This is a genomic window from Nesterenkonia sp. Act20 (assembly GCF_019173455.1).
Taxonomy (GTDB): domain Bacteria; phylum Actinomycetota; class Actinomycetes; order Actinomycetales; family Micrococcaceae; genus Nesterenkonia.
The window spans coordinates 505,996-529,963 of record NZ_JADPQH010000001.1 but is presented as its reverse complement, the minus strand read 5'-3'; the positions used below and the strand labels follow the sequence as shown (position 1 = coordinate 529,963).

The window sequence follows — 23,968 nt, the reverse complement described above, 5'->3', positions numbered from 1 at the left end:
ATCATGAGCACTCAGTCCCTAGAACCCAAATACACCGAGGCGCAGTACTCCGAGGTGGATCAGTACCAGCCGGCCACCCGCACCGGCCGGATCTCCAACTACGTGGATCAGCGCGTGGGCGGCACCGGTCTGGTCCGCGAATTCGGACGCAAGGTCTTCCCCGATCACTGGACCTTCATGTTCGGTGAGGTGGCTCTCTACAGCTTCCTGATCACCGTGGTCTCCGGTGCCTTCCTGACCTTCTGGTTCGATCCCTCCATGGCCAGCACGCAGTACGACGGCTCCTATGCGCCCATGCAGGGCGTGGAGATGTCGATGGCCTATGCCACTGCCCTGGAGCTCTCCTTCGACGTCCGCGGCGGCCTGTTCATGCGTCAGCTGCACCACTGGGGCGCGCTGATGTTCGTCATGGCCATGGCCGTGCACATGCTCCGCGTCTTCTTCACCGGCGCATTCCGCAAGCCGCGCGAGCTGAACTGGGTCGTCGGCTGCGCGCTGCTCGTCGCCGGTCTGGGTGCCGGCTTCACCGGTTACTCGCTGCCCGATGAGGTGCTCTCCGGCAACGGTCTGCGCATCATCGACGGTATGCTCAAGGCCATCCCGATGGTCGGCACCTACATCTCCTTCTTCCTCTTCGGCGGCGAGTTCCCCGGAGACGAGGTCATTCCCCGGCTGTATTCGCTGCACATCTTCGTGATCCCCGCAGTGATCCTCATCCTGATCGCGGTGCACCTGTTCATGGTCGTGGTGCACAAGCACACGCAGTACCCCGGCCCGGGCCGCACCGAACGCAATGTGGTCGGCTACCCGATCGGGCCGGTCTACGCCGCGAAGGCCGGTGGATTCCTCTTCGTCGTCTTCGGCGTGCTCGCGCTGCTGGCAGGTCTCTTCCAGATCAACGCGCTTTGGAACTACGGGCCCTACGATCCCTCCCCGGTGCAGGCAGGCACTCAGCCTGACTGGTACATCGGCTGGTTCGACGGCGTGCTGCGCCTGATGCCCGGTTACATCGGGGACATCCCGCTGGAGTTCGTGCTCCCCACCCCGTGGGGCGGCAACAGCGTGGCGCTTCCAGTGCTGATCCCGATGATTCCGATCACGGTGCTGCTGCTCGGCCTCTTCGTGTGGCCCTTCCTGGAGGCGTGGATCACCGGTGACAAGAAGGAACATCACGTGCTGGATCGTCCCCGCAACGCTCCGGGCCGCACCGCCTTCGGCATGGCCATGATGGTCTGGTACTTCGTGATGTGGGGTGCCGCGTCATCGGACCTGATGGCCACGCACTTCTCGCTCTCGCTCAATGACGTGATCATCTGGCTCCGGGTGCTGTTCTTCCTCGGACCGATCCTGGCGTTCATCATCACCAAACGGATCTGTCTGGCGCTGCAGCGCAAGGACCGTGAGATCGTGCTGCACGGCAACGAGGCCGGAGTCATCGAGATGCTTCCCCATGGCGAGTTCCGTGAAAAGCACAATCGGGTCAACGACTACGAGCTCTTCACCCTGGTGGCGTATGAGTCTCCGGAGGTGACTCCCGCCCGGCCCAACGCCAAGGGCAAGGTGTCACTGCTGGAGAAGTCCCGCGCAGGGCTGAACCGGGTCTTCTTCGAAGATCGCGTGGCGCCGGTCAGCCGCGAGGAGTACCTCGAGGCGCTGTCCCACGATCACCACGAGTCCTCGGCTGCGCTTCCGGCGGCGGCCTCGGCCCAGCTGGAGTCCAGCAAGCACTGACGCGGTGCACACAGAAGCGGCCGTCTCCCTTCCCGGGAGGCGGCCGCTTCTGTGTCGGTGCGGCTCAGCTGCCGCGGATGATGTAGCGCAGCTTCTCCAGCCGCTCGGCCACGGCGCGCTCGGCGCCGTTGCCGGTGGGCTTGTAGTAGTCGACCCCGACCAGCTCGTCGGGTGGGTACTGCTGGGCCGCCACATGGTGGGGCTGATCATGCGCGTAGACATAGCCCTTGCCGTGGCCCATCCGATGGGCGCCTGCGTAGTGCGCGTCGCGCAGATGCGGCGGGACGAGACCCGACTTGCCCGCCCGGACATCGGCGATGGCGGCGTCCAGCGCCTTATAGGACGCATTGGACTTCGGGGCTGTCGCGATGTGCACAGTGGCCTGGCCCAGGAGGATCCTCGCCTCCGGCATGCCGATCAGCGCCACCGCATCCGCGGCGGCCATGGCGGTCTGCAGCGCAGTGGGGTCGGCCATCCCTACTTCCTCGCCAGCCGCGATGACCAGTCGACGGGCGATGAAGCGGGGATCCTCGCCGGCGACGATCATGCGCGCCAGGTAGTGCAGCGCCGCGTCGGGATCGGAGCCGCGCAGTGACTTGATGAATGCCGAGACGATGTCGTAATGCTGGTCACCGTCACGGTCGTAGCGCTGCACCGCGAAGTCCATCGCCTGTTCCGCGTCCTTGGCGGTGATGGTGACAGGAGCGGCGGGGGAGACCGGAGGGATCTCCACTGTGCTGTCCTCGGTGCTGCTTTCGAGAGTCTCGCCCGTGCCGGGGGTGCCGTCGGTCGCCTCGCCGTCCGCGGCCTTGCCTGCGGCGACCGCAGCTGCTGCCTCCAGCGTGGTGAGCACCCGTCTGGCGTCTCCACCGGCCATGCGCAGAATATGATCTCGCGCGGCGTCCTCCAGCTCGAAGGCTGAGTCCAGGCCACGGGTGTCCTGCAATGCCCGGGTGATCAGACCGGAGAGGTCCTCGGAGGTCAGCGACCGCAGCGTGAGCATCAACGACCGCGAGAGCAGCGGCGCGATGATGGAGAAGGAGGGGTTCTCGGTGGTGGCCGCGACCAGGATCACCCAGCCGTTCTCGACCCCGGGCAGAAGCGCGTCCTGCTGCGCCTTGTTGAACCGGTGGATCTCATCGAGGAACAGCACCGTGGTCTGGCCGCGCAGATCACGATCCTCCAGCGCGCGGTCCATCACCTGGCGCACGTCCTTGACCCCTGCTCGGATCGCGGAGAGTTCGACGAACTTCCGTGAGGCGCCGCGCGCCAAGACATGGGCCAGGGTGGTCTTGCCTGTGCCTGGAGGACCGTAGAGGATCACCGAGGAGGCCCCGGCAGGTCCGCGCGAGCCTTCGGCGAGGACGCGCAGTGGAGAGCCGTGTTCGAGCAGGTGCTGCTGTCCGAGGATCTCCTCGAGGGTGCGCGGACGCATCCGCACCGCCAGCGGGGTATGACGACGACGCGCGCCCGGCTCCGCCGGAGCAGGGGCCGGCGCGTCGTCGTCACCGAAGTCATCGGAGGCGAAGAGGTCCCCGGAGATGGGATCGGCCACTGCGCCTCCTAGAGGTGGGTTCGTAGAAAGATTCGAAGAAATCTGTTCCAGATTACCCGGTGGGGATCACGCCTTCGCCTTCTCCCCGCCCTGAGTCTGCGCCGCGGCGTCAGATTTCGGTTCGGGCTTCGCGTCCACACCGGCTTCCTTGCGCTGCTGGGCCGTGATCGGCGCAGGGGCAGCGGTCAGCGGGTCGTAGCCGCCGCCGGACTTGGGGAAGGCGATGACCTCGCGGATGGAGTCTTCCCCTGCGAGCAGTGAGACGACCCGGTCCCAGCCGAAGGCGATGCCGCCGTGGGGCGGGGCGCCGAACTTGAAGGCGTCGAGCAGGAAGCCGAACTTCTCCTGCGCCTCGTCCTCGGGGATGCCCATGACCTTGAAGATCCGCTCCTGCACATCGCGCCGGTAGACACGCAGCGAACCGCCGGCGATCTCATTGCCGTTGCAGACGAGATCGTAGGCGTTGGCCAGGGCGGAGCCGGGATCCTGATCGAAGCTCTCGGCGAACTCCGGCTTGGGTGCGGTGAACGCGTGATGGACCGCGGTCCAGGCACCCGAGCCCACTGCAACATCTCCAGCGGCCTGCGCCTGGGCTGCAGGCTCGAACATCGGGGCGTCGACCACCCATGCGAAGGACCAGGCGTTCTCGTCTATGAGACCCACCCGGGAGGCGATCTCGTTGCGGGCGGCGCCGAGCAGGCCTCGCGAGGGGGACACCTCGCCGGCGGCGAAGAAGATGCAGTCACCGGGGGAGGCGCCGGTGGCCGCTGCGAGTCCGGTCTTCTCGGCATCGGTGAGGTTCTTTGCGACGGGGCCTCCGAGCTCGCCGTCCTCGCCGATGAGCACATAGGCCAGACCCTTGGCTCCGCGCTGCTTGGCCCATTCCTGCCAGGCATCGAGCGTGCGGCGCGGCTGGGAGGCGCCGCCGGGCATGACCACGGCGCCCACGTAGTCGGCCTTGAAGACTCGGAAGCTGGTGTCCTTGAAGTACTCGGTGAGCTCGGTGAGCTCAAGGTCGAAGCGCAGGTCCGGCTTGTCCGAGCCGTAGCGCGCCATGGCCTCGTGGTAGGTGATGTGCGGGATCTGCGCCGGCAGCTCCACGTCGATGAGCTTCCAGAGCCGGCGCACGAGCTCCTCCGCCAGGGCGAGGATGTCCTCCTGCTCCACGAAGCTGGCCTCGATGTCCAGCTGGGTGAACTCCGGCTGGCGATCAGCGCGGAAGTCCTCATCGCGGTAGCAGCGGGCGATCTGGTAGTACTTCTCGAATCCACCGACCTGCAGCAGCTGCTTGAACAGCTGCGGGGACTGCGGCAGCGCGTACCAGGCGCCGGGGGCAAGCCGGGCCGGGACCAGGAAGTCGCGTGCGCCCTCCGGGGTGGAGCGGGTCAGCGTAGGTGTCTCGATCTCGGTGAACGCCTGCTCATGCAGCAGGTCACGGGCGACGCGGTTCGCCTCGGAGCGCAGCCGAAGTGCGCGCTGGGGACCCTCGCGGCGCATGTCCAGATAGCGGTGGCGCAGCCGGGCTTCTTCGCCGATCTCCACATGCTCATCGATCTGGAAGGGGAGCGGGGCCGCGGTGTTGAGCACCGTCACCGTGTCAGCGATGAGCTCGACCTCGCCCGAGGGCAGGTTCGGGTTCTCATTGCCGGCCGGGCGGCGCTCCACGGAACCGGTCACCTGCAGCACGAACTCATTGCGCAGCGGGTCGAAGTCCGCCTCCTCACGCACCACCACCTGAGCGACCCCGGAGGCGTCACGCAGGTCGAGGAAGGCCACCCCGCCGTGGTCTCGGCGTCGCGCCACCCATCCGGTGAGGGTGACGGTTTGACCTATGTGCGCGGCGTTCAGTGAGCCGGTGGTGTGTGTGCGGAGCACGGTGTCCTTCCTGAGGGATTATGAGCTGGTGCGCTGGGCCTGCGGCGGGGAACCGTCGCGGCCGCTGCGTGGCGCGGTATCAGTCGGTGGCCGATTCTACTATCCGGGGAAGCCTGTCATCGGCCGGGGGAGTCCAGCTGGCGGGATCGGCGCTGAACTGGTCCCCCGAGCGGATGTCCTTGACCTCGTGGGCCCCGTCGTCGTCGGTGAACCAGACATAGGGGATGCCGCGACGGTCGGCATGGCGGATCTGCTTGCCGAACTTCTCCGCCTTCAGCGCCACCTCGACGTTGAGGCCGCGAGCGCGCAGTGCATCGGCGACATCCTGCGCCGCTCCCCAGTCATCCTCGGAGCGCAGCGCCACATAGACCGCGGCAGGGACCTTGCGCGTGGCGGAGAGACCACCCTCGGCGAGGATCCGTGAGATCAGCCGGGTCACCCCGATGGAGAGGCCGACGCCGGGGAAGCTGCGCTTGCCCTTGGAAGCCAGTGATTCATAGCGGCCGCCGGAGCACACCGAGCCCAGGGACTCATGACCGAGCAGCACGGTCTCGTAGACGGTGCCGGTGTAATAGTCGAGTCCTCGGGCGATGGACAGATCGGCGGTGACCCTTCCGGGCACTCGCTTGTTCAGTTCGGCGACGACCTCTTCGAGCTCGGCGAGTCCGGCCTCGAGCAGATCGTCCGCCTCGGTGTCACCGAGGAGCCCGCGGACCTGCCCGACGAACGAGGTGTCGGTGGCGCGGATCTGTGCCAGTTCCAGCGCCTGCTGGGCCTGCGCAGGCGTGGCGGCACCGCTGGAGGTGAGCTCCTCGGCGACCTTCTCAGCACCGATCTTCTCGAGCTTGTCGATGGCGCGCAGCACGGCGGTGGTGTCTTCGAGGCCGATGGAGCGGTAGAAGCCTTCCGAGAGCTTGCGGTTGTTGACCCGCAGCATGAAGTCCCCGATCGGCAGCGCTTGAAGCGCCTGAGCCATGACCAGCGCGATCTCCACGTCGCTGCGGAAGGGCAGTGCGCCGTCGCCCACGAGGTCGATGTCGGCCTGGGTGAATTCGCGGAAGCGGCCGTCCTGCGGGCGTTCGCCCCTCCAGACCTTCTGTATCTGGTACCGCCGGAAGGGGAAGTCCAGGTGCCCGGCGTTCTCCACGACGTAGCGGGCGAACGGGACGGTCAGATCGAAGTGCAGCGCAAGCCGTGCCTCTTTCCCATCCTCCTCCTGCAGCCGGGAGACCGCGTAGATCTCCTTGTCGATCTCGCCCTTCTGCAGCAGCGTGTCGATGGTCTCCACCGCGCGGGACTCGATGGAGCCGAAGCCATGGCGTTCGAAGACCTCACGGAGAGTGTCCAGCACGTGGAGTTCCACCAGCCGCTCTTCGGGGAGCCATTCGGTGAAGCCGGAGAGAGAGGTGGTTCGTGCCATGAGTGTGCGCGCAGTCCTTGGTCGTCGGGGGAGCCTGGAATCGGGCCCGTTCATCATAGCGGCTCCGGTACGCTGGTGGGCATGAGTCCTGCAGTCAAGCCCGATCATCATGAGACCTCCCTCACCGACGCCCATCGCTTCGCCCGCGTGGATGAGGAAGGGCACGTCTTCGCGCTGACCGAGAACGCCGCGGAGGGTGAGCCGGCTGAGACCTACGTGGGTCAGTTCTCCGGCGCCAGTGCAGATGAGGCCCTGCTGTACTTCACCCGCAAGTTTGACGAGCTGTTCAACCGTGCCCTGCTGCTGCGCGCCCGCATCGCGGCAGGAGCCGACTCGGCCAAGGCCCTGCAAGAGTCGGCCCAGCACATCGCCAAGGAGCTCCAGGACGGCGTCTGGGTAGGGGACACCGCTGCACTGGCTGCGCTGCTCGGGCAGCTCACGGTCGAGATCCAGGCCCGCAACGCCCTGGAGCAGCAGGAGACGGAGGCGGTCCTCGCCGAGCACCTGGCCACCCGTGAGCGGATCGTGGCGGAGGCTGAGGTGCTCGCCGGTGCGGATCCCAGCACCCAGCACTGGAAGAGTGCCCAGGCGCGGATGAACGAGCTCTTCGAAGCCTGGAAGGGCGAGCAGAAGAAGCCTCCGCGACTGACCAAGGCCCAGGAGGACCCGTATTGGAAGAGGTTCCGCAGCGCGCGCAACCTCTTCGAGAAGAACCGCCGCGCCTTCTTCGCCACGAGGGACAAGGAGCACGGTGACATCAAAGCGGCCAAGGAGGCGCTGATCGCCGAGGCTGAGGCGCTTCAGGACTCCGAGGACTTCGGCTCCACCACGAAGGCCTACCACCGGCTCATGGACGACTGGAAGGCGCTGGGCCGCGGTGCCAGGAAGACCGATGACTCGCAGTGGACTCGCTTCCGGGCCGCTCAGGATGTCTTCTTCGGAGCCCGCGACAAGGTCAATGCGGAGACCGATGCCGAATACGCCGAGAATCTCGTGGTGAAGCTGGAGATCCTGGAGAAGCTCGAGGCCCTGATGCCCTTCGAGAACCCCGAGGCCTCCAGGGAGCAGTACCAGTCGCTGCTGGCGCGCTGGGATGCGGCCGGGCGCGTGCCTCGCCAAGATATGAAGAGCACAGAGGGTCGGCTGAAGCAGGTTCAGGACGCCTTCCGTGATGCCGAGGCGGCGCATTGGCGCAAGACCGATCCCGAGACCATCGCCCGGCAGAACTCGATGCTCAGTCAGCTGGACGAGACTATTGCTGGACTTGAACGTGAGCTTGAGTCGGCCCAGGCCAGCGGAGACACTCGTTCTATCGAGCAGGCACAGGAGGCTCTCGACGCGCGCAGGAGCTGGCGCGATATGTTGAAGTAACGAATAGATTACACTCGTCAGAGATTCTGCGGCCCTGCCCATCTCGGGAGCCGCGGGAAGTTGTGCCGTCGACATCCAGTGAGGACCCCGCGTGAGCGATCAACAGCCGCATGAGGCAGGCTCTCCGCGCAGCCGTCGCGAAATTCGCGAAGCGCGCGAGCGTGAGCTCGCCGAGCAGCGCGAGCGTCAGACCGCGGCGCAGCAGCGTGCACTGGACGAGACGCTCCGCAACGCACGCAGACAGTCCTCAGCGACTTCGGCACGCCGTGTCCCGCTGCCGAACATCGCGCCGGTCCAGGAATCGGTGATCTTCAACCAGGAAGAGGTCACCCAGGGCAAGCTCGAACGTGAGGACTCACCTGTCGAGCCGCCCGCATCAGCCCCTGCAGCAGAGCCCTCGCCGCCGGTGACACCGGCGGCGCCCAGCGGCTTCGACCGCGTGGTGACCCCCTTCGATCAGGTGGTCTCACCCGATGAGGTCGACCAGGAGACCGAACAGGCCGTCGACGAGTCCACCGGCTATCCGCTCGAAGATGACCCCGAGGGGCACTATGCGGATGAGCACTATGTCGGGGGACATGACGAGGACCAGCACTATGACGAGCACGAACATTTCGATGAGAACGCTGGACTTCACTACGAAGGCACCCGCATCCATCATGACGACGACGGGACACCGCTTCTCATCTCTTCCTCCAGCCACGGACGTGGATATCAGACGGTCTCGGCCGTAGATGGCGGCACCACCCAGGCAGTGCTGCAGCGGCGGCGGGACAAGCGCCGACGTCGCAACCTGACGTTGAGCGTCGCCTTCGGGCTCTTTGCCGTGCTGGTGGTGGGCTTCGTCGTCGTCCTGCAGTCTCTGCTGGGCGGTGACGGCCCCCAGGACTTCGAGACCCAGGCCGGGGAGAACATCGAATTCACCGTGCAGCCGGGGGACGGTCCGATCGCGGTCCGTGGCCGACTTTTGGAGCAGGGAATCATCGCCAGCGCCGACGCCTTCGACGATGCCTACGAGCAGCTTGAAGGGACCCGCGAGGTCTTCGAGGGCGAGTTCCCGATGCGTGAGCAGATGCCCGCAGAAGATGCCGTGGCGATCCTCTTCGACGAGGAGGAGGCGGTCGACTTCATCGATCTGCGCGCCGGCATGCGCATCGACGCGGCACTCTCAGCAATAGCCACCGGCACCGGGATCCCCGAGAGCGACATCCGCCAGGCCGCCAGTGATCCGAGCGCCTATGGACTGCCCGAGGAGGCGACCTCGCTCGAAGGCTACCTCGCCTCGGGGCTGTACAACCCCGAGGTGGGCGCAGAGCCAGAGGACATCCTGCAGCAGATGGTCGACGACACCTTTGCGCGCCTCGAAGAAGCAGGAGTCACCGAGGAGGATGAGCAGTGGGAGACCATCATCATCGCCTCGCTGCTCACCGCTGAGGGCCTGCCCGGCGACTACGAGATGATCGCCGGGATCATCGAGAACCGTCTCGACCCGAGCAATGACGAGACGGGCGGTCTGCTGCAGATCGACGCCTCGGTGATCTACGGTCTCGGCACGCAGAGTGTGCAGTTCACCGAGGAGGAGCGCCGGGACGCCTCGAACCCGTACAACACCTACGAGAACCCAGGCCTACCGCCGGGTCCGATCGCCGCTCCCAGCGAGGAGACGATCGAGGCCGCGGGCAACCCCGAGGCGAGCGACAACTACTACTGGATCACCACGAACCTCGAGACCGGTGAGACGAAGTTCGCCGAGACCTACGAGCAGCACCTCGAGTATGTCGAGGAGTTCAACGCCTACTGCGAGGAGAACGCGGAGATCTGCGAGGGCGAGCCGGCCCAGGACAACCAGGGGCCGTGATGCGTCAGGCCGCTGTGCTGGGCCATCCGATCTCCCACTCCCAGTCTCCGGCGCTCCATGCAGCAGCCTATGACCACCTCGGATTGGACATCGACTACCGACGCATCGATGTGCCGCTGGAGCAGGTGAACCGGTTCCTCCGCACGGAGGGGGCCGCTCCCGGATGGCTGGGTTGGTCGGTCACCATGCCGCTGAAGAGCGCCATGGCCGCAGCGGTGGATGAGCGCTCCTGGAGGGTGCAGACCCTCGGAGTGCTCAACACAGTGGTGCACCGGTCAGACGATGCACACACGCAGAGGCTCTACGGAGAGAACACGGACGTCGACGGCATCCTCCAGGCCCTGCTCGAGGCAGGTCTGCAGCGCGCCCGCACTCCAGACGCCCGGGTCTTCGGGATCATCGGGGCAGGGGCCACCGCCACGGCAGCCCTCGCGGCGGCCGCGGAGCTCGGCTACACCGAAGTCCGCTGCTACGCCCGATCGATGCCGCGCGCCGCGGAGCTGCAGCCCGTGGCCGACACATGGGGACTCACGCTGAGCGTGGCGCCGCTTGAGACGCTCAGCAACGATCTCCAGGACGGCGGATCGCTGGACGCTCTGGTCAGCACCCTGCCGCCCCGAGCAGCCGATGGCATCGCCGAAACGCTTCCGGCGCTGATGCCTCCGGTGCCGCTGCTCGATGTCGCCTACGACCCCTGGCCCTCCGCGCTGGCCCACGCGTGGGAGTCCGCAGGAGGCCCGGTGGTGAGCGGGCTGGTGATGCTTCTGCATCAGGCCGTCAAGCAGGTCGAACTCTTCACCGCCGCCACCGAGAGCCCCGCTGCCGAGCTCACTGCAGAGTCCCATGCCCAGCTCGTGGCGAAGATGAGACGCTCCATCGGTTTATGATGGACCCCATGTTGCGCTGGCTCACCTCTGGAGAATCTCACGGCAAATCCCTCGTCGGAATCCTTGAAGGACTCCCCGCCGGAGTGTCTCTGAGCACGGCAGCCGTGCAGGAGAAGCTGGCCCGCCGTCGTCTCGGCTACGGCCGCGGCGCGCGGATGAAGTTCGAGCAGGATCAGGTCGCTCTGCTGGCAGGAGTCCGCCACGGCGTCACCATCGGCGGGCCGCTGACCATCGAGGTCGGCAACACCGAATGGCCCAAATGGGAGAAGGTCATGTCTGCGGACCCGGTGCCTGCGGAGGACCTCGAAGGTCTTGCCCGCAATGCCCCGCTCACGCGACCACGTCCAGGCCACGCCGACTACACCGGCATGCAGAAGTACGGCTTCGCGGAGGCGCGCCCGGTGCTGGAGCGTGCCTCAGCCCGCGAGACCGCCACCCGAGTGGCACTGGGCGCCGCCGCACAGTCCTTCCTGAGCGAGCTGGGCATCACCACCGTCTCGCACACCACTGCCATCGGCCCCGTGCAGGTCCCTGCTGACGCTCCGCTGCCCCAGGCGGCCGACGTGGGCGCCCTGGATGCTGATCCGCTGCGCTGCTTCCACGCCGAGACCTCCGAACGCATGGTCGCCGAAGTCGACGACGCCCACCGAGCTGGGGAGACCCTGGGAGGCGTCGTCGAGGTCATCGTCGAAGGCCTGCCTCCTGGGCTCGGCAGCTACGTCCACTGGGACCGTCGGCTCGATTCGCGCCTCGCCGGCGCGCTCATGGGCATACAGGCGATCAAGGGCGTGGAGGTCGGCGACGGATTCGAGACCACGCGACGCCGCGGCTCGGCCGCCCATGACGAGATCGCGCTGGATGAGTCGGGACAGATCGCACGCACCTCAAACCGCGCGGGCGGGATCGAGGGCGGAATGAGCATCGGCGGCCCGCTGCGCGTGCGTGCCGGGATGAAGCCGATCGCCACCGTTCCCCGTGCCCTGCGCACCGTGGACACCGCCACCGGGGAGGCCACCACGGCACATCACCAGCGCTCCGACGTCTGTGCCGTGCCCGCGGCCGGCGTGGTGGCGGAGGCGATGGTCGCGCTGGTCATCGCCGAGGCCGTGCTGGAGAAGTTCGGTGGCGACTCCGTGCTGGAGGTGCGCCGCAACCTCGAGGGCTACCTCGCACACCTGCCCGAACTCGGCGGAGATCCCAAGGGAGCCGGCGCCGATGGAGACCCGCTGCAGGCCCCGGCGGCGATGCAGGACTGATGCGTCCCCCCGCAGCCGCCGAGAACCGAGGCGACGGCCGCAACATCGTGCTGATCGGACCTATGGGATCCGGAAAATCCACGGTCGGAGCGGCTCTCGCCCGGAGACTGCACCGCCCCCATGTGGACACCGATCAGTTCTTCGTCGCGCGGCACGGACCGATTCCGCAGTATTTCTCGCTGCACGGCGAGGAGAGCTTCCGGGCCGAGGAGGAGAAGATCGTCGCCGAACTGCTCGATGCTCCGCGGCCCTCGGTGGTCAGCCTCGGCGGCGGCTCGGTGCTGAGCCCCCGCACCCGGGAGCTGCTTGTCGAGCAGGTCGTCGTGCTCCTCGACCTCACCGTGGCCCAGGCCGCCCAGCGCCTCGGAGACGGCTCCACCCGGCCCATCCTTGGAGAGCACCCCGTGCAGAGCTGGATGCGCATCTACGCCGAGCGGGAGCAGATCTATCGAGACTGCGCTGATATCGTCATGAGTCCGGATGATGAGCACATCGATGTGCGAGTCGACACCATCGTGCGGGCATTGCACACCACTTTCAGGAGAGACCACAGCGCATGAGCCACCAGGCTGAGACCGAGGCTTCCGCCCAGCACCCTGAGCCCACCGTCATCACCGTGGGGGAGGGGAGAGGCACCGGCGGGCAGGAGCTCGGCTATGACGTGGTCATCGGCAACGGACTGCTCTCCCGGCTCCCCGACCTCGTCGGCACCCAGGCCGAGCGAGTGCTGGTGATCCACCCGCGGGCCCTGCGCGCCACCGGAGACGTGGTGCGCGAGGACCTCGAGAAGGCCGGCTACCAGGCCCTGGTCGCGGAGATCCCCGACGCCGAAGAGGGCAAGCACATCCAGGTGGCCGCGTTCTGCTGGCAGGTCCTGGGCCAGAACGACTTCACCCGCTCCGATGCCGTCGTCTCGGTGGGCGGAGGTGCGGTGACCGACGTCGCCGGCTTCGTCGCGGCCACCTGGCTGCGCGGCATCCGTGTGGTGCACATGCCCACGACCCTGCTGGGCATGGTCGACGCCGCGGTGGGCGGAAAGACTGGGATCAACACCTCAGAGGGCAAGAACCTCGTGGGCTCCTTCCACCAGCCCGCGGGAGTGCTGGCCGACCTCGATACGCTGCTGACCCTTCCGCGCAATGAGCTGGTGGCCGGGCTCGCCGAGGTGGTCAAGTGCGGATTCATCGCCGATGAACGCATCCTGGAGATCATCGAGGCCAGCCCCGAGCAGACCCAGAACCCGCACTCCTGGCAGATCCGCGAGCTCATCGAACGCGCCGTGGCCGTCAAGGCGAAGGTCGTCGGAGAGGACATGCTGGAGTCCGGTCTGCGCGAGTCGCTGAACTACGGGCATACCCTGGGTCACGCCATCGAACTCGCCGAGCGCTACCAGTGGCGCCACGGCGCCGCGATCTCCGTGGGCATGATCTTCGCCGCGGAGCTCTCCCGGAGCCTGGGCCGTCTTGATGATGCCACCGCCGACCGGCATCACTCCGTGCTGAACCTGCTGGGACTTCCCACCACCTACCGCGACGATCGCTGGAGCCAGCTGCTCGAAGGCATCAAGCGCGACAAGAAGAACCGCGGCGACCAGCTGCGCTTCGTGCTGCTCAGCGGCCAGGGCCAGCCCGCGACCGTGGAGATCCCGGACGCCTCGATCCTGTTCGCGACCTACCAGGAGATCGGTCAGCCCGAGACCGGCACCATGCTCTCGCTCTGAGCCCGCCGCGCAAGCCTGTACAATCGATGGGCGCTGTGTGGAGCATTCCATGCCCAAAGACCGGCACGAAGACCCAGGAAAGGCAAACTGTGGCCAGCTCGAATGACATCAAGAACGGCTCCGTCCTCAAGCTCGAGGGGCAGCTGTGGAACACGCTCGAGTTCCAGCACGTCAAGCCCGGCAAGGGCGGTGCCTTCGTGCGCACCAAGCTGAAGAACATCCGCACCGGCAAGGCCGTGGACAAGACCTTCAACGCCGGCGCCAAGGTCGAATTCGCCACAGTGGACCGATCCAACTACCAGTACCTGTACCAGGACGGCGAGGACTTCGTCTTCATGGACCTGCGCGACTATGACCAGATCACCGTGCCCGCCACCGTGGTCGGCGACGCCGCCCACTTCCTGCTGGAGTCCCACGAGGTGACCATCGCCCTGCATGACGGGACCCCGCTCTACCTCGATCTGCCGCCGTCGGTCGTTCTCGAGATCACCTACACCGAGCCGGGCCTGCAGGGCGACCGCTCCAACGCTGGCACCAAGGCCGCCACGCTGGAGACCGGACATGAGATCCAGGTCCCGCTGTTCGTCGATCAGGGCACCCGTGTGAAGGTCGACACCCGCACGTCCGAGTACCTCGGCCGAGTCACGGACTGAGAGGCCCCGTGGCAAAACGAAGCAAAGCACGCCGCCGCGCGCTCGAGATCCTCTTCGAGGCCGAGCAGCGCGAACTCGATCCGCTCGAGGTCCTGCGGGTCCGACGCGAGCGCGCGGATCTGATCGTCAATGAATACGTCGTCGAGCTGATCGACGGTGTGAAGTCCGAGCAGGAGAAGATCGACGAGATCCTCGCCACCTACGCCCGTGGGTGGACGCTGGAGCGGATGCCGCGCGTGGACCTGATGGCGCTGCGCATCGGCGCCTGGGAGCTGCTCTGCAACAACGACATTCCCGACAACGTCGCGGTCTCCGAGGCTGTCGCGCTGGTCCATGACCTCTCCACCGATGATTCACCCAGTTTCGTCAACGGCCTGCTCGGCCGGATCCAGCAGCTCAAGCCGACGCTGGTCGAGGTCGATGACGTAGAGTAGGTCCGAGCCTGAGCCGTGCCGCCTGAATGCGGTGCGGCTGACAACTGAAGAATCCGACTTCCTTTAAGAATCGTCCAGTGAGGCGAGGAAGGAGTCCTACGGTGACACGTTCACCCGAGACCTCTCATGTGATGTCCGCCTCCGACATGGACCGGGCACTGACGCGCATTGCGCACGAGATCGTCGAATCCCATCGAGGAATCGAAGGTCTCCTCCTGCTCGGCATCCCACGCCGCGGCACCATCCTGGCTCGCCGTCTGGGTGAGCGGCTGGCACGCATCGATCCTGGCTTCGATCCTGAGCAGTCCACCGGATCGCTGGACATCACGCTCTACCGCGATGACCTCCGAGCCCACGGCGCCCGCACGCCTGAACCCACCAAGATCCCCGGCGCCGGGATCGACGGCGCCACGGTCGTGCTGGTCGACGACGTCCTCTACTCCGGGCGCACAGTGCGCGCGGCCCTGGATGCGCTGCAGGCGCTGGGCCGCCCCGCCGTCGTCCGACTCGCAGTCCTGGTGGATCGCGGACACCGCGAACTGCCGATCCGCTCCGACCATGTCGGCAAGAACCTGCCCACCTCCCGTGAGGAGCGCGTCTCGGTGCTCCTCGACGAGGTCGACGGCGTCCCGCGCGAGGAGGAGGCGGTCGTCATCCAGCGACACGCCGCGACGAGTTCGCCTCCCGCCACCGGATCGCCTGCTGCGGGAGGTGGATGCTGATGCGCCACCTGCTCTCCACCGCTGACCTGAGCCGCACCGAGGCGCTGAGCATCCTGGACACCGCCGAGGAGATGGCCGCGGTCTCCACCCGCGAGGTCAAGAAGCTGCCCACTCTGCGCGGACGCACCGTGGTGAACCTCTTCTTCGAGGACTCCACCCGCACGCGCATCTCCTTCGAGGCGGCGGCCAAGCGTCTCTCCGCAGATGTCATGAACTTCTCCGCCAAAGGGTCCTCCGTGTCCAAGGGCGAATCGCTCAAGGACACCGTGCAGACCCTGGAGGCCATCGGCGCCGACGCGATCGTGATGCGCCACTGGGCCTCCGGGGCCGCCGCACAGCTGGCCGCCTCGGACTGGACCGACTGCGCCGTGATCAACGCGGGGGACGGCACCCACGAGCACCCCACTCAGGCGCTGCTGGACGCGCTGACCCTGCGACGGGGCTGGACGGCCGCCCGCGGCGAGGATCCGCGGGGCGCCGACCTCGCCGGCATGCGCGTGCTGATCGTCGGGGACATCCTGCATTCTCGGGTCGCGCGCTCGAACATCTGGCTGCTGCGCACCCTGGGGGCCGAAGTCGGACTCGTGGCCCCCGCCACCCTGCTTCCGGTCGGGGTTCAGAAGTGGCCGGTCAGCGTCTTTTACAGCTTGGACGAGGCGCTGGCTTCGGGACCCGCTGGCGGACCGGACGCGGTGATGATGCTGCGCGTCCAGGCTGAACGCATGGGCGGGGCGTATTTCCCCACCGCGGCCGAATACACCCGTCGCTGGGGACTCACCGATGATCGACTCGCCCAGCTGGAGAACCACCGCACCGCTGCCGGGGCGCAGCCGATGATCCTGCACCCGGGACCGATGAACCGCGGCGTGGAGATCTCCGCCGCCGCCGCGGACTCCCCGATGAACCAGGTCCTCGACCAGGTCTCGCACGGCGTCTCGGTCCGCATGGCAGTGCTGCATCTGCTGCTCAGCAGCTCAGAGAGGAACACCGCATGACATCCACGTCGACAGCTCCCACGCTGATCCTCGGCGCCCGTCCCTACGGGGAGGAGCCCACCGACATCCTGCTGGCCGAGGGCCGGATCCTCGCGATGGGTGAGCAGGCCCGCGGTCACGCCCAGGACCTCGAAAAGGTCCACGAGCTCGACGCCGCCGGGCTCCTCGCGCTGCCGGGCATGGTGGATCTGCACACCCATCTGCGCGAACCCGGCCGCGAGGACGCCGAAACCGTGGAGACCGGAAGCCGCGCGGCCGCGAAGGGCGGGTTCACCGCGGTCCACGCGATGGCGAACTCCTCACCCGTGGCAGACACCGCCGGAGTCGTGGAACAGGTGCACCGGCTGGGCCGCGACTCAGGGTGGACCGAGGTCTACCCGGTGGGGGCAGTCACCGTCGGCCTCGCGGGGGAGAAGCTCGCCGAGCTCGGCGCCATGGCCGAGTCCTCGGCGCAGGTGCGGATGTTCTCCGACGACGGGATGTGCGTGCACAACCCGGTCCTGATGCGCCGTGCCCTGGAGTACGTGAAGACCGTGGACGGGTTCATCGCCCAGCATGCCCAGGAGCCCCTGCTCACGGAGGGCGCGCAGATGAACGAGGGCGACGTCTCAGCGGTCCTCGGCCTGCCGGGATGGCCCGCTGTCGCCGAGGAGTCGATCATCGCCCGCGATGTCCTGCTGGCCCAGCACGTGGGGTCCCGGCTGCATATCTGCCACGTCTCCACCGCCGGCTCTGTGGAGATCATCCGCTGGGCCAAGCAGCGCGGAATCGACGTCACCGCAGAGGTCACCCCGCACCACCTGCTGCTCACCGACGAGCTGGTCCGCGGCTACGACCCGGTGTACAAGGTCAACCCGCCGCTGCGCACCGCCGCCGATGTCGAGGCCCTGCGCCACGGACTCGCCGACGGCACCATCGACGTCATCGGCACCGACCACGCCCCGCACCCCACCCAGGCCAAGGAATGTGAATGGTCCGCGGCGGCGATGGGCATGACCGGGCTGGAGACGGCGCTGCCGGTGGTGATCAAGACGATGATCGCCACCGGGCTGATGGATTGGCGCCGCTTCGCCGAGGTCACCTCCGAGGCTCCTGCGCGGATCTACCGGCATTCCCAGCAGGGCCGCCCGCTGCAGCCCGGGGAGCCCGCGAACCTGATCCTGGTGGACGCCGAGTCGACGCAGACCGTGGACCCTGGGGGCCACGCCAGCAAGGGGCGGAACTCGCCCTTCCGCGGAATGCAGCTGCCCGGCTCCGTGCGCGCCACCTTCCTGCACGGCCACCCGGTGGTGCTCGACGGCGCGCTGAACAGCCCACTGAAGCAGTCCCAGGCGCAGCGCAAGGTGACCTCATGACGGCCGGCGCCTCACTCCCAGCTCCGGCGGAGCACGCCGCCGTCGCAGAGCTCACCCTCGGCACTCGGGCGACAGACATGACCGGCACCTACCTCGGCTACCTCGGCATCACCGTGGTGATCGTCGCGGCTCTGGTGTTCCTGATCTGGCTGGGCTGGCGCGGCCGAAAGCGCCGCCAGAAGGACGTCCCGGCCCCGCAGGAGGTGCCCGCGGCTCTGCTCGAGGCAGAGCCGCGCGCCGCTGCCGAGGGCATGGTCATCGGCACGGTCAGCGCAGGAGATTACCTCGACCGCGTGGCGGTGCACGGCCTCGGGGTGCGCACCAACGGTCGCCTCGAGGTCCATCCGGAAGGGGTCGCGATCTTCCGTGCCGGCGCCCCGAACTACCTCATCGGTGCCCAGTCGCTGCAGCATGTCCGCACCGACCGCGGCGTCGTCGGCAAGTTTGTGGAGCGTGACGGCGCAGTCATCATCGGCTGGAAGCTCGGTGATCACTCCGTGGAGACCGCCTTCCGGGCCCGCCACGCCTCAGCCCACCAGGAGCTCCTCGCCGAGCTCGAGTCAGTTATCCGTCCCTCCGACGAGGAGTCAGCACGCTCATGACAGAACAGCCCTCCATCACCCCCGCGCCTGACGCCCTCCTGGTGCTCGAAGACGGCACGGTCCATCGCGGCACCGCCTACGGCGCCCAAGGCATGCGACTGGGCGAAGCGGTCTTCGCCACAGGTATGACCGGATATCAGGAGACCCTCACCGATCCCTCCTACGCCCGCCAGATCGTGGTCCAGACTGCTCCCCATATCGGCAACACCGGCATCAACGATGAGGACGCCGAGTCTCGCAAGATCTGGGTCTCCGGCTATGTGGTGCGCGACGCCGCCCGGCGCCCCTCGAACTGGCGCTCCCGGCGCACGCTGGACACCGAGCTCGCCGACCAGGGCATCGTCGGCATCAAGGACGTGGACACTCGGGCCATCACTCGGCACCTGCGCAGCGCCGGCGCGATGAAGGCGGGGATCTTCTCCGCAGAGCAGGCCGAGCGTCCGCTCACAGAGCTCATCGCGGAGGTCAAGGCGCAGCCCTCCATGGCCGGTGCGCGGCTCGCCGAGGAGGTCTCCACGGAGGCCGCCTATGTCATCGAACCAGCCGATCACGGCTGGACCGGCGACGTCGTCGCCACGGTGGCCGCCATCGACCTGGGCATCAAGACCATGACCCCGGTGCGCATGGCCGAGCGCGGGCTGCGTGTGCACGTGCTGCCCGCGGCCAGCAGCTTCGCCGAGATCGAGGCCGTCTCACCCGACGGAGTGTTCCTCTCCAACGGGCCAGGAGACCCTGCCACCGCGGCCAACCAGATCGGGCTGCTGCGCGAGGTGCTGGACAACCGCACCCCGTTCTTCGGAATCTGCTTCGGCAACCAGATACTCGGCCGCGCGCTCGGCTTCGAGACCTATAAGCTGCCCTTCGGCCACCGCGGGATCAATCAGCCGGTCATGGACCACGCCACCGGCAAGGTGGAGATCACCTCGCAGAACCACGGATTCGCCGTGGACGCACCCATCGGCGAGGTCGTCACCGCCCCGCAGGACCGTTTCGGGCGGGTCCAGGTGAGCCACTCCAGCCTCAATGACGGGGTGGTGGAGGGACTGCGCTGCCTGGACGTCCCTGCCTTCAGCGTTCAGTACCACCCTGAGGCCGCAGCTGGCCCGCATGATTCGGCCTACCTCTTCGATCGCTTCGTCGAGCTCATGACAAATGTCGACGTTCAGACCGGCGGCGACACCGTCACCACCAACGACACTGAGACCCGTGCCCCTGAAACCCGTGGAGGGAACCCACTCAATGCCTAAGCGTCAAGACCTCAAGTCCGTCATGGTCATCGGCTCGGGGCCGATCGTGATCGGACAGGCCGCCGAGTTCGACTACTCCGGCACTCAGGCCCTGCGAGTGCTCAAGGAGGAGGGCCTGCGGGTCATCTTGGTCAACTCCAACCCCGCCACCATCATGACCGACCCGGAGTTCGCCGACGCCACCTACGTGGAGCCGATCAGCCCGGATGTTGTCGCCAAGATCATCGAGAAGGAGCGCCCCGACGCGCTGCTGCCCACCCTCGGCGGTCAGACCGCGCTGAACACCGCGATCGCGCTGGACAAGGACGGCGTGCTGGAGAAGTACGGAGTGGAGCTCATCGGCGCGAACATCGCGGCCATCGAGCTCGGGGAGGACCGACAGAAGTTCAAGGGCGTGGTCGAGCGCTCCGGCGCCGAATCCGCAAAATCGGTGATCGTGCACTCCATGGAGGAGGCCCTCGCCGCCGCGGACGAGCTCGGTTACCCGATGGTGGTGCGCCCCTCCTTCACCATGGGCGGACTGGGTTCCGGCATGGCCTACAACGAGAAGGATCTGCACCGGATCGCCGGTGCCGGGCTGCAGTACTCACCGACCACCGAGGTGCTCCTGGAGGAGTCGATCCTCGGCTGGAAGGAGTACGAGCTGGAGATGATGCGCGACTCCAACGACAACGTCGTGGTCGTCTGCTCCATCGAGAACTTCGACCCGGTGGGCGTGCACACCGGGGACTCCATCACGGTGGCCCCTGCCATGACGCTGACCGACCGCGAGTACCAGCGGCTGCGCGACATCTCGATCAACGTGATCCGAGAGGTCGGAGTGGCCACGGGCGGCTGCAACATCCAGTTCGCCATCGAGCCCGGGACCGGCCGCGTCGTCGTCATCGAGATGAACCCGCGGGTCTCGCGCTCCTCGGCGCTGGCCTCGAAGGCCACCGGCTTCGCGATCGCGAAGATCGCGACCAAGCTGGCGCTGGGATACACGCTGGACGAGATCCCCAACGACATCACGAAGAAGACCCCGGCCAGCTTCGAACCCGTGCTGGACTATGTGGTGGTGAAGGTCCCGCGCTTCGCGTTCGAGAAGTTCCCGGCCGCGGATCCCACGCTGACCACCACGATGAAGTCGGTCGGAGAGGCCATGGCCTTCGGCCGCAACTTCACCGAGGCCATGCAGAAGGCACTGCGCTCCCTGGAGCAGCGCGGCAGCGAATTCGACTTCACCGTGGCGGCGCCGGCAGAGCTCGAGCAGCTGCTGGAGAAGATGGCGACGGCGACCACCGAGCGTCTGCACCAGGTGCAGCGGGCGCTGCTCTCCGGTGCCACGATCGAGCAGGTCTACGAGATCACCGGGATCGACCCCTGGTATCTGGATCAGCTGCAGCTCATCAACGAGACGGCGATGGCCGTGGCGCACGCCGCCGAGCTCGATGTGCCCACGCTCAAGCTGGCCAAGCATCATGGCTTCTCCGACGAACAGATCGGTTCGCTGCGGCACATGGACTCCGCCGTGGTCCGCGGGGTGCGCCATGCCCTCGGCATCCGCCCGGTCTACAAGACCGTGGACACCTGTGCCGCAGAGTTCGAGGCCTTCACGCCGTATCACTACTCCTCGTACGACTTCGAGGATGAGATCCTGCACCATGAGGCACCCTCGGTGATCATCCTGGGCTCCGGGCCCAACCGGATCGGTCAGGGCATCGAGTTCGACTACTCCTGCGTCCACGCGACCATGGCGCTGCGCGAAGCCGGCTACGAGACCGTGATGGTCAACTGCAACCCCGAGACCGTCTCCACCGACTACGACGTCTCCACCCGGCTCTATTTCGAGCCGCTGACCCTGGAGGACGTGCTCGAGGTCATCGCCGCTGAGGAGCGCACCGGGGGAGTCGCAGGAGTCTTCGTCCAGCTCGGCGGGCAGACCCCGCTGAAGCTGGCGCAGCAGCTGGCTGACGCCGGTGTGCCGATCCTGGGGACCTCCCCGGAGGCCATCGACCTGGCCGAGGACCGCGGCGCGTTTGATCAGGTGCTGCAGCGCGGAGGCCTCATCGCCCCGAAGAACGGCACCGCGGTGAGCTTCGAGGACGCCAAGAAGGTGGCGGACTCCATCGGGTACCCGGTGCTGGTGCGTCCCAGCTACGTCCTCGGCGGACGCGGCATGGAGATCGTCTACGACGAGCCCGGCCTGGAGCGTTATATCGCCAACGCCACCGAGGTCACCCCCGAGCATCCGGTGCTGGTGGACCGCTTCCTGGAAGACGCCATCGAGGTCGATGTCGACGCCCTCTACGACGGTGACCAGCTCTACGTCGGTGGCATCATGGAGCACATCGAGGAGGCCGGGATCCACTCCGGTGACTCTGCCTGCGTGCTGCCGCCCATCACGCTGGGCCCTGACGTGCTCGAACGCGTGCGGGTCGCCACCCGGGCGATCGCCGAGGGCGTGGGGGTGCGGGGTCTGATCAACATCCAGTTCGCGCTGGCCTCGGACATCCTCTATGTGATAGAGGCCAACCCGCGCGCCTCGCGCACGGTGCCGTTCGTCTCCAAGGCCACCGGCGTGCAGATGGCCAAGGCCGCGGCACACATCGGCACGGGGGTCAGCATCGCGCAGCTGCGCGCAGGCTCGGGACATCAGCTCTCCGGGGTGCTGCCAGCTTCAGGCGACGGCTCCGAGCTGCCCCCGGGTGCGCCGGTGGCGGTGAAGGAGGCGGTGCTTCCCTTCGCCCGCTTCCGCACCCCTGAGGGTCGCGTGGTGGACTCCCTGCTCGGCCCGGAGATGCGCTCCACCGGAGAGGTGATGGGCATCGACAAGCACTTCGACACCGCATTCGCCAAGGCTCAGCAGGCTGCGAACAACCCGCTGCCCACTTCCGGCAACGTCTTCGTCTCGGTGGCCAACCGGGATAAGCGCGCCATCATCATGCCGGTCAAGCGGCTGGCTGACCTCGGCTTCTCCATCGTCTCCACAGGCGGCACCGCTGACGTGCTGCGCCGCAACGGGGTGGAGACCACCGTGGTGGCCAAGATCGCGGACGCGCAGAGCCAGGACGGAACGATCCTGGAACGGGTGGAGAACGGCGACATCACACTGATCATCAACACCCCCTCCGGCGGTGACGCCCGCAGCGATGGCTATGAGATCCGCGCCGCGGCCACCTCGGTGGGGACCCCGGTGATCACCACCGTGGCCGAGTTCGGCGCGGCAGTCCAGGCGATCGAGGCGCTGGGGCAGTTCAGCTGGTCGGTGGCTTCCCTGCAGGAGCACGCGGAACGTCTGCGCCAGGCCAGCGCATGACCTCGATGGCGGCGGGGCAGCACCGAGTTGCCGAGGTGTCCTTCGGCGCTCGGCTCGGCGCTGCCATGCAGTCCCACGGCAGGCTCTGCGTGGGCCTGGATCCGCACCCGCAGATCCTGAGTGACTGGGGGCTGACCCAGGACGCGGCGGGGCTGCGTGAGTTCTGCGCCCGGGTGCTGGCGGCCTGCACGGAGCGGGTCGGAGTGATCAAGCCGCAGGTCGCGTTCTTCGAACGCTTCGGGGTGGCTGGTCTGCAGGTGCTCAGCGAGGTCCAGGCTCAGGCCAGGGAGTCCGGGCTGCTGGTGATCGCGGATGCCAAGCGCGGTGATGTCGGCTCCACCATGGCCGGCTATGCGGAGGCCTGGCTGAACCCGGCAGGAGATTTTGCCGCAGATGCACTGACGGTGAGTCCATATCTCGGCTTCGGCTCGCTGCAGCCTGCGCTGGACGCGGCACAGGAGCACCGGGCAGGGCTCTTTGTGCTGGCGCTGACCTCGAATCCCGAGGGGCGCGAGGTGCAGCTGGCCACCGACCCGCAGGGTGTCACGGTGGCTGGTCGCGTCGCCACGGCTGCGGCGGCGGCGAATGTCTCGGCTGCGGCGGCGGCGAATGTCTCCGCCGCGACCGCCACCGCGACCCAGGATCACCCGGTCGACGCCGCAGAGGACCTCGGGAGCATCGGCCTGGTGGTGGGAGCGACGACGGCGGAGCTCGCCGGCGCGCACGGGATCGACCTGAGCACCGGGTCCATGCCCCTGCTGGCGCCGGGCTACGGCGCTCAAGGGGCCTCCGCGGAGGATCTCCGCCGCGGTTTCGGCGCCTGCTATTCGCGCCAGGTCCTGGTCAACTCCTCCCGAGGAATCCTCGCCGCCGGACCGCGCATGGAATCGCTGACCAGCGCCATTGACCAGGCGCTCGAAGATCTGAGCTGAGAAACTCCCTGGGCGTTCTCTATTGATGTTCGCCCTGCCAAGGGCTAGATTCTGCAC

The 23,968-nt window shown here is 67.3% G+C and carries 19 protein-coding genes; 16 read left to right on the top strand and 3 right to left on the bottom strand.

Annotation, left to right across the window (positions count from 1 at the left end; genetic code table 11):
* Window positions 1-3: 3 nt before the first annotated feature.
* Window positions 4-1,731 (top strand): cytochrome bc complex cytochrome b subunit, encoded by a 1,728-nt coding sequence (locus IY716_RS02415; protein ID WP_218220041.1) that lies wholly within the window; start codon window positions 4-6, stop codon window positions 1,729-1,731.
* A gap of 64 nt (window positions 1,732-1,795) precedes the next feature.
* Here IY716_RS02415 and IY716_RS02410 read toward each other — a convergent pair whose 3' ends face one another.
* The 3 genes from IY716_RS02410 to hisS form a co-directional block, all read right to left on the bottom strand.
* On the bottom strand, window positions 1,796-3,286 hold the full coding sequence (locus IY716_RS02410) for a replication-associated recombination protein A (protein ID WP_369699559.1): 1,491 nt from the start codon (window positions 3,284-3,286) through the stop codon (window positions 1,796-1,798).
* A gap of 66 nt (window positions 3,287-3,352) precedes the next feature.
* On the bottom strand, window positions 3,353-5,161 hold the full coding sequence (aspS, locus tag IY716_RS02405) for an aspartate--tRNA ligase (protein WP_218220040.1): 1,809 nt from the start codon (window positions 5,159-5,161) through the stop codon (window positions 3,353-3,355).
* A gap of 79 nt (window positions 5,162-5,240) precedes the next feature.
* The gene (gene hisS / locus IY716_RS02400) at window positions 5,241-6,581 is read right to left on the bottom strand and encodes a histidine--tRNA ligase (protein ID WP_218220039.1); all 1,341 of its coding nucleotides are present in this window, start codon (window positions 6,579-6,581) and stop codon (window positions 5,241-5,243) included.
* Between the two features lie 81 nt (window positions 6,582-6,662).
* On the opposite strand from hisS, the gene IY716_RS02395 reads away from it, so the two are divergent.
* From IY716_RS02395 to pyrF, 15 genes are all read left to right on the top strand, one after another.
* Window positions 6,663-7,952, top strand: a complete 1,290-nt coding sequence (locus tag IY716_RS02395) for a DUF349 domain-containing protein (RefSeq protein WP_218220038.1) — start codon at window positions 6,663-6,665, stop codon at window positions 7,950-7,952.
* A gap of 91 nt (window positions 7,953-8,043) precedes the next feature.
* Complete coding sequence (gene mltG / locus IY716_RS13940) at window positions 8,044-9,810, top strand: endolytic transglycosylase MltG (protein WP_218220037.1); 1,767 nt, start codon at window positions 8,044-8,046, stop codon at window positions 9,808-9,810.
* Window positions 9,810-10,697: a shikimate dehydrogenase gene (locus tag IY716_RS02385; protein WP_255316401.1), complete on the top strand. Its 888-nt coding sequence runs from the start codon at window positions 9,810-9,812 to the stop codon at window positions 10,695-10,697. The genes mltG and IY716_RS02385 overlap by 1 nt, the downstream gene beginning before the upstream one ends.
* Before the next feature lie 8 nt (window positions 10,698-10,705).
* Window positions 10,706-11,953: a chorismate synthase gene (gene aroC, locus IY716_RS02380; RefSeq protein WP_218220035.1), complete on the top strand. Its 1,248-nt coding sequence runs from the start codon at window positions 10,706-10,708 to the stop codon at window positions 11,951-11,953.
* Window positions 11,953-12,513 carry a shikimate kinase gene (locus IY716_RS02375; RefSeq protein WP_218220034.1) on the top strand — a complete coding sequence of 187 codons (561 nt, stop codon included), beginning with the start codon at window positions 11,953-11,955 and terminating at the stop codon, window positions 12,511-12,513. The genes aroC and IY716_RS02375 overlap by 1 nt, the downstream gene beginning before the upstream one ends.
* Complete coding sequence (gene aroB / locus IY716_RS02370; protein WP_218220033.1) at window positions 12,510-13,673, top strand: 3-dehydroquinate synthase; 1,164 nt, start codon at window positions 12,510-12,512, stop codon at window positions 13,671-13,673. Before IY716_RS02375 ends, aroB begins: the two co-directional genes overlap by 4 nt.
* Before the next feature lie 89 nt (window positions 13,674-13,762).
* Window positions 13,763-14,326, top strand: a complete 564-nt coding sequence (gene efp, locus IY716_RS02365) for an elongation factor P (protein WP_218220032.1) — start codon at window positions 13,763-13,765, stop codon at window positions 14,324-14,326.
* Between the two features lie 8 nt (window positions 14,327-14,334).
* On the top strand, window positions 14,335-14,760 hold the full coding sequence (nusB, locus tag IY716_RS02360; protein ID WP_218220031.1) for a transcription antitermination factor NusB: 426 nt from the start codon (window positions 14,335-14,337) through the stop codon (window positions 14,758-14,760).
* Window positions 14,761-14,861: 101 nt separating this feature from the next.
* A complete protein-coding gene (pyrR, locus tag IY716_RS02355; protein WP_218220030.1) occupies window positions 14,862-15,482 on the top strand; it encodes a bifunctional pyr operon transcriptional regulator/uracil phosphoribosyltransferase PyrR in 621 nt (206 codons plus the stop codon).
* Entirely contained in the window at window positions 15,482-16,477 is a 996-nt protein-coding gene (locus IY716_RS02350; protein ID WP_218220029.1) for an aspartate carbamoyltransferase catalytic subunit, read from the top strand. Before pyrR ends, IY716_RS02350 begins: the two co-directional genes overlap by 1 nt.
* Entirely contained in the window at window positions 16,474-17,832 is a 1,359-nt protein-coding gene (locus IY716_RS02345; protein ID WP_218220028.1) for a dihydroorotase, read from the top strand. Before IY716_RS02350 ends, IY716_RS02345 begins: the two co-directional genes overlap by 4 nt.
* A complete protein-coding gene (locus tag IY716_RS02340; protein WP_255316399.1) occupies window positions 17,829-18,434 on the top strand; it encodes a hypothetical protein in 606 nt (201 codons plus the stop codon). Before IY716_RS02345 ends, IY716_RS02340 begins: the two co-directional genes overlap by 4 nt.
* Window positions 18,431-19,681: a glutamine-hydrolyzing carbamoyl-phosphate synthase small subunit gene (gene carA, locus IY716_RS02335; RefSeq protein ID WP_218220027.1), complete on the top strand. Its 1,251-nt coding sequence runs from the start codon at window positions 18,431-18,433 to the stop codon at window positions 19,679-19,681. The genes IY716_RS02340 and carA overlap by 4 nt, the downstream gene beginning before the upstream one ends.
* Window positions 19,674-22,979 (top strand): carbamoyl-phosphate synthase large subunit, encoded by a 3,306-nt coding sequence (gene carB / locus IY716_RS02330; RefSeq protein ID WP_218220026.1) that lies wholly within the window; start codon window positions 19,674-19,676, stop codon window positions 22,977-22,979. Before carA ends, carB begins: the two co-directional genes overlap by 8 nt.
* Window positions 22,976-23,911 (top strand): orotidine-5'-phosphate decarboxylase, encoded by a 936-nt coding sequence (gene pyrF, locus IY716_RS02325; protein WP_218220025.1) that lies wholly within the window; start codon window positions 22,976-22,978, stop codon window positions 23,909-23,911. Before carB ends, pyrF begins: the two co-directional genes overlap by 4 nt.
* Window positions 23,912-23,968 lie beyond the last annotated feature (57 nt).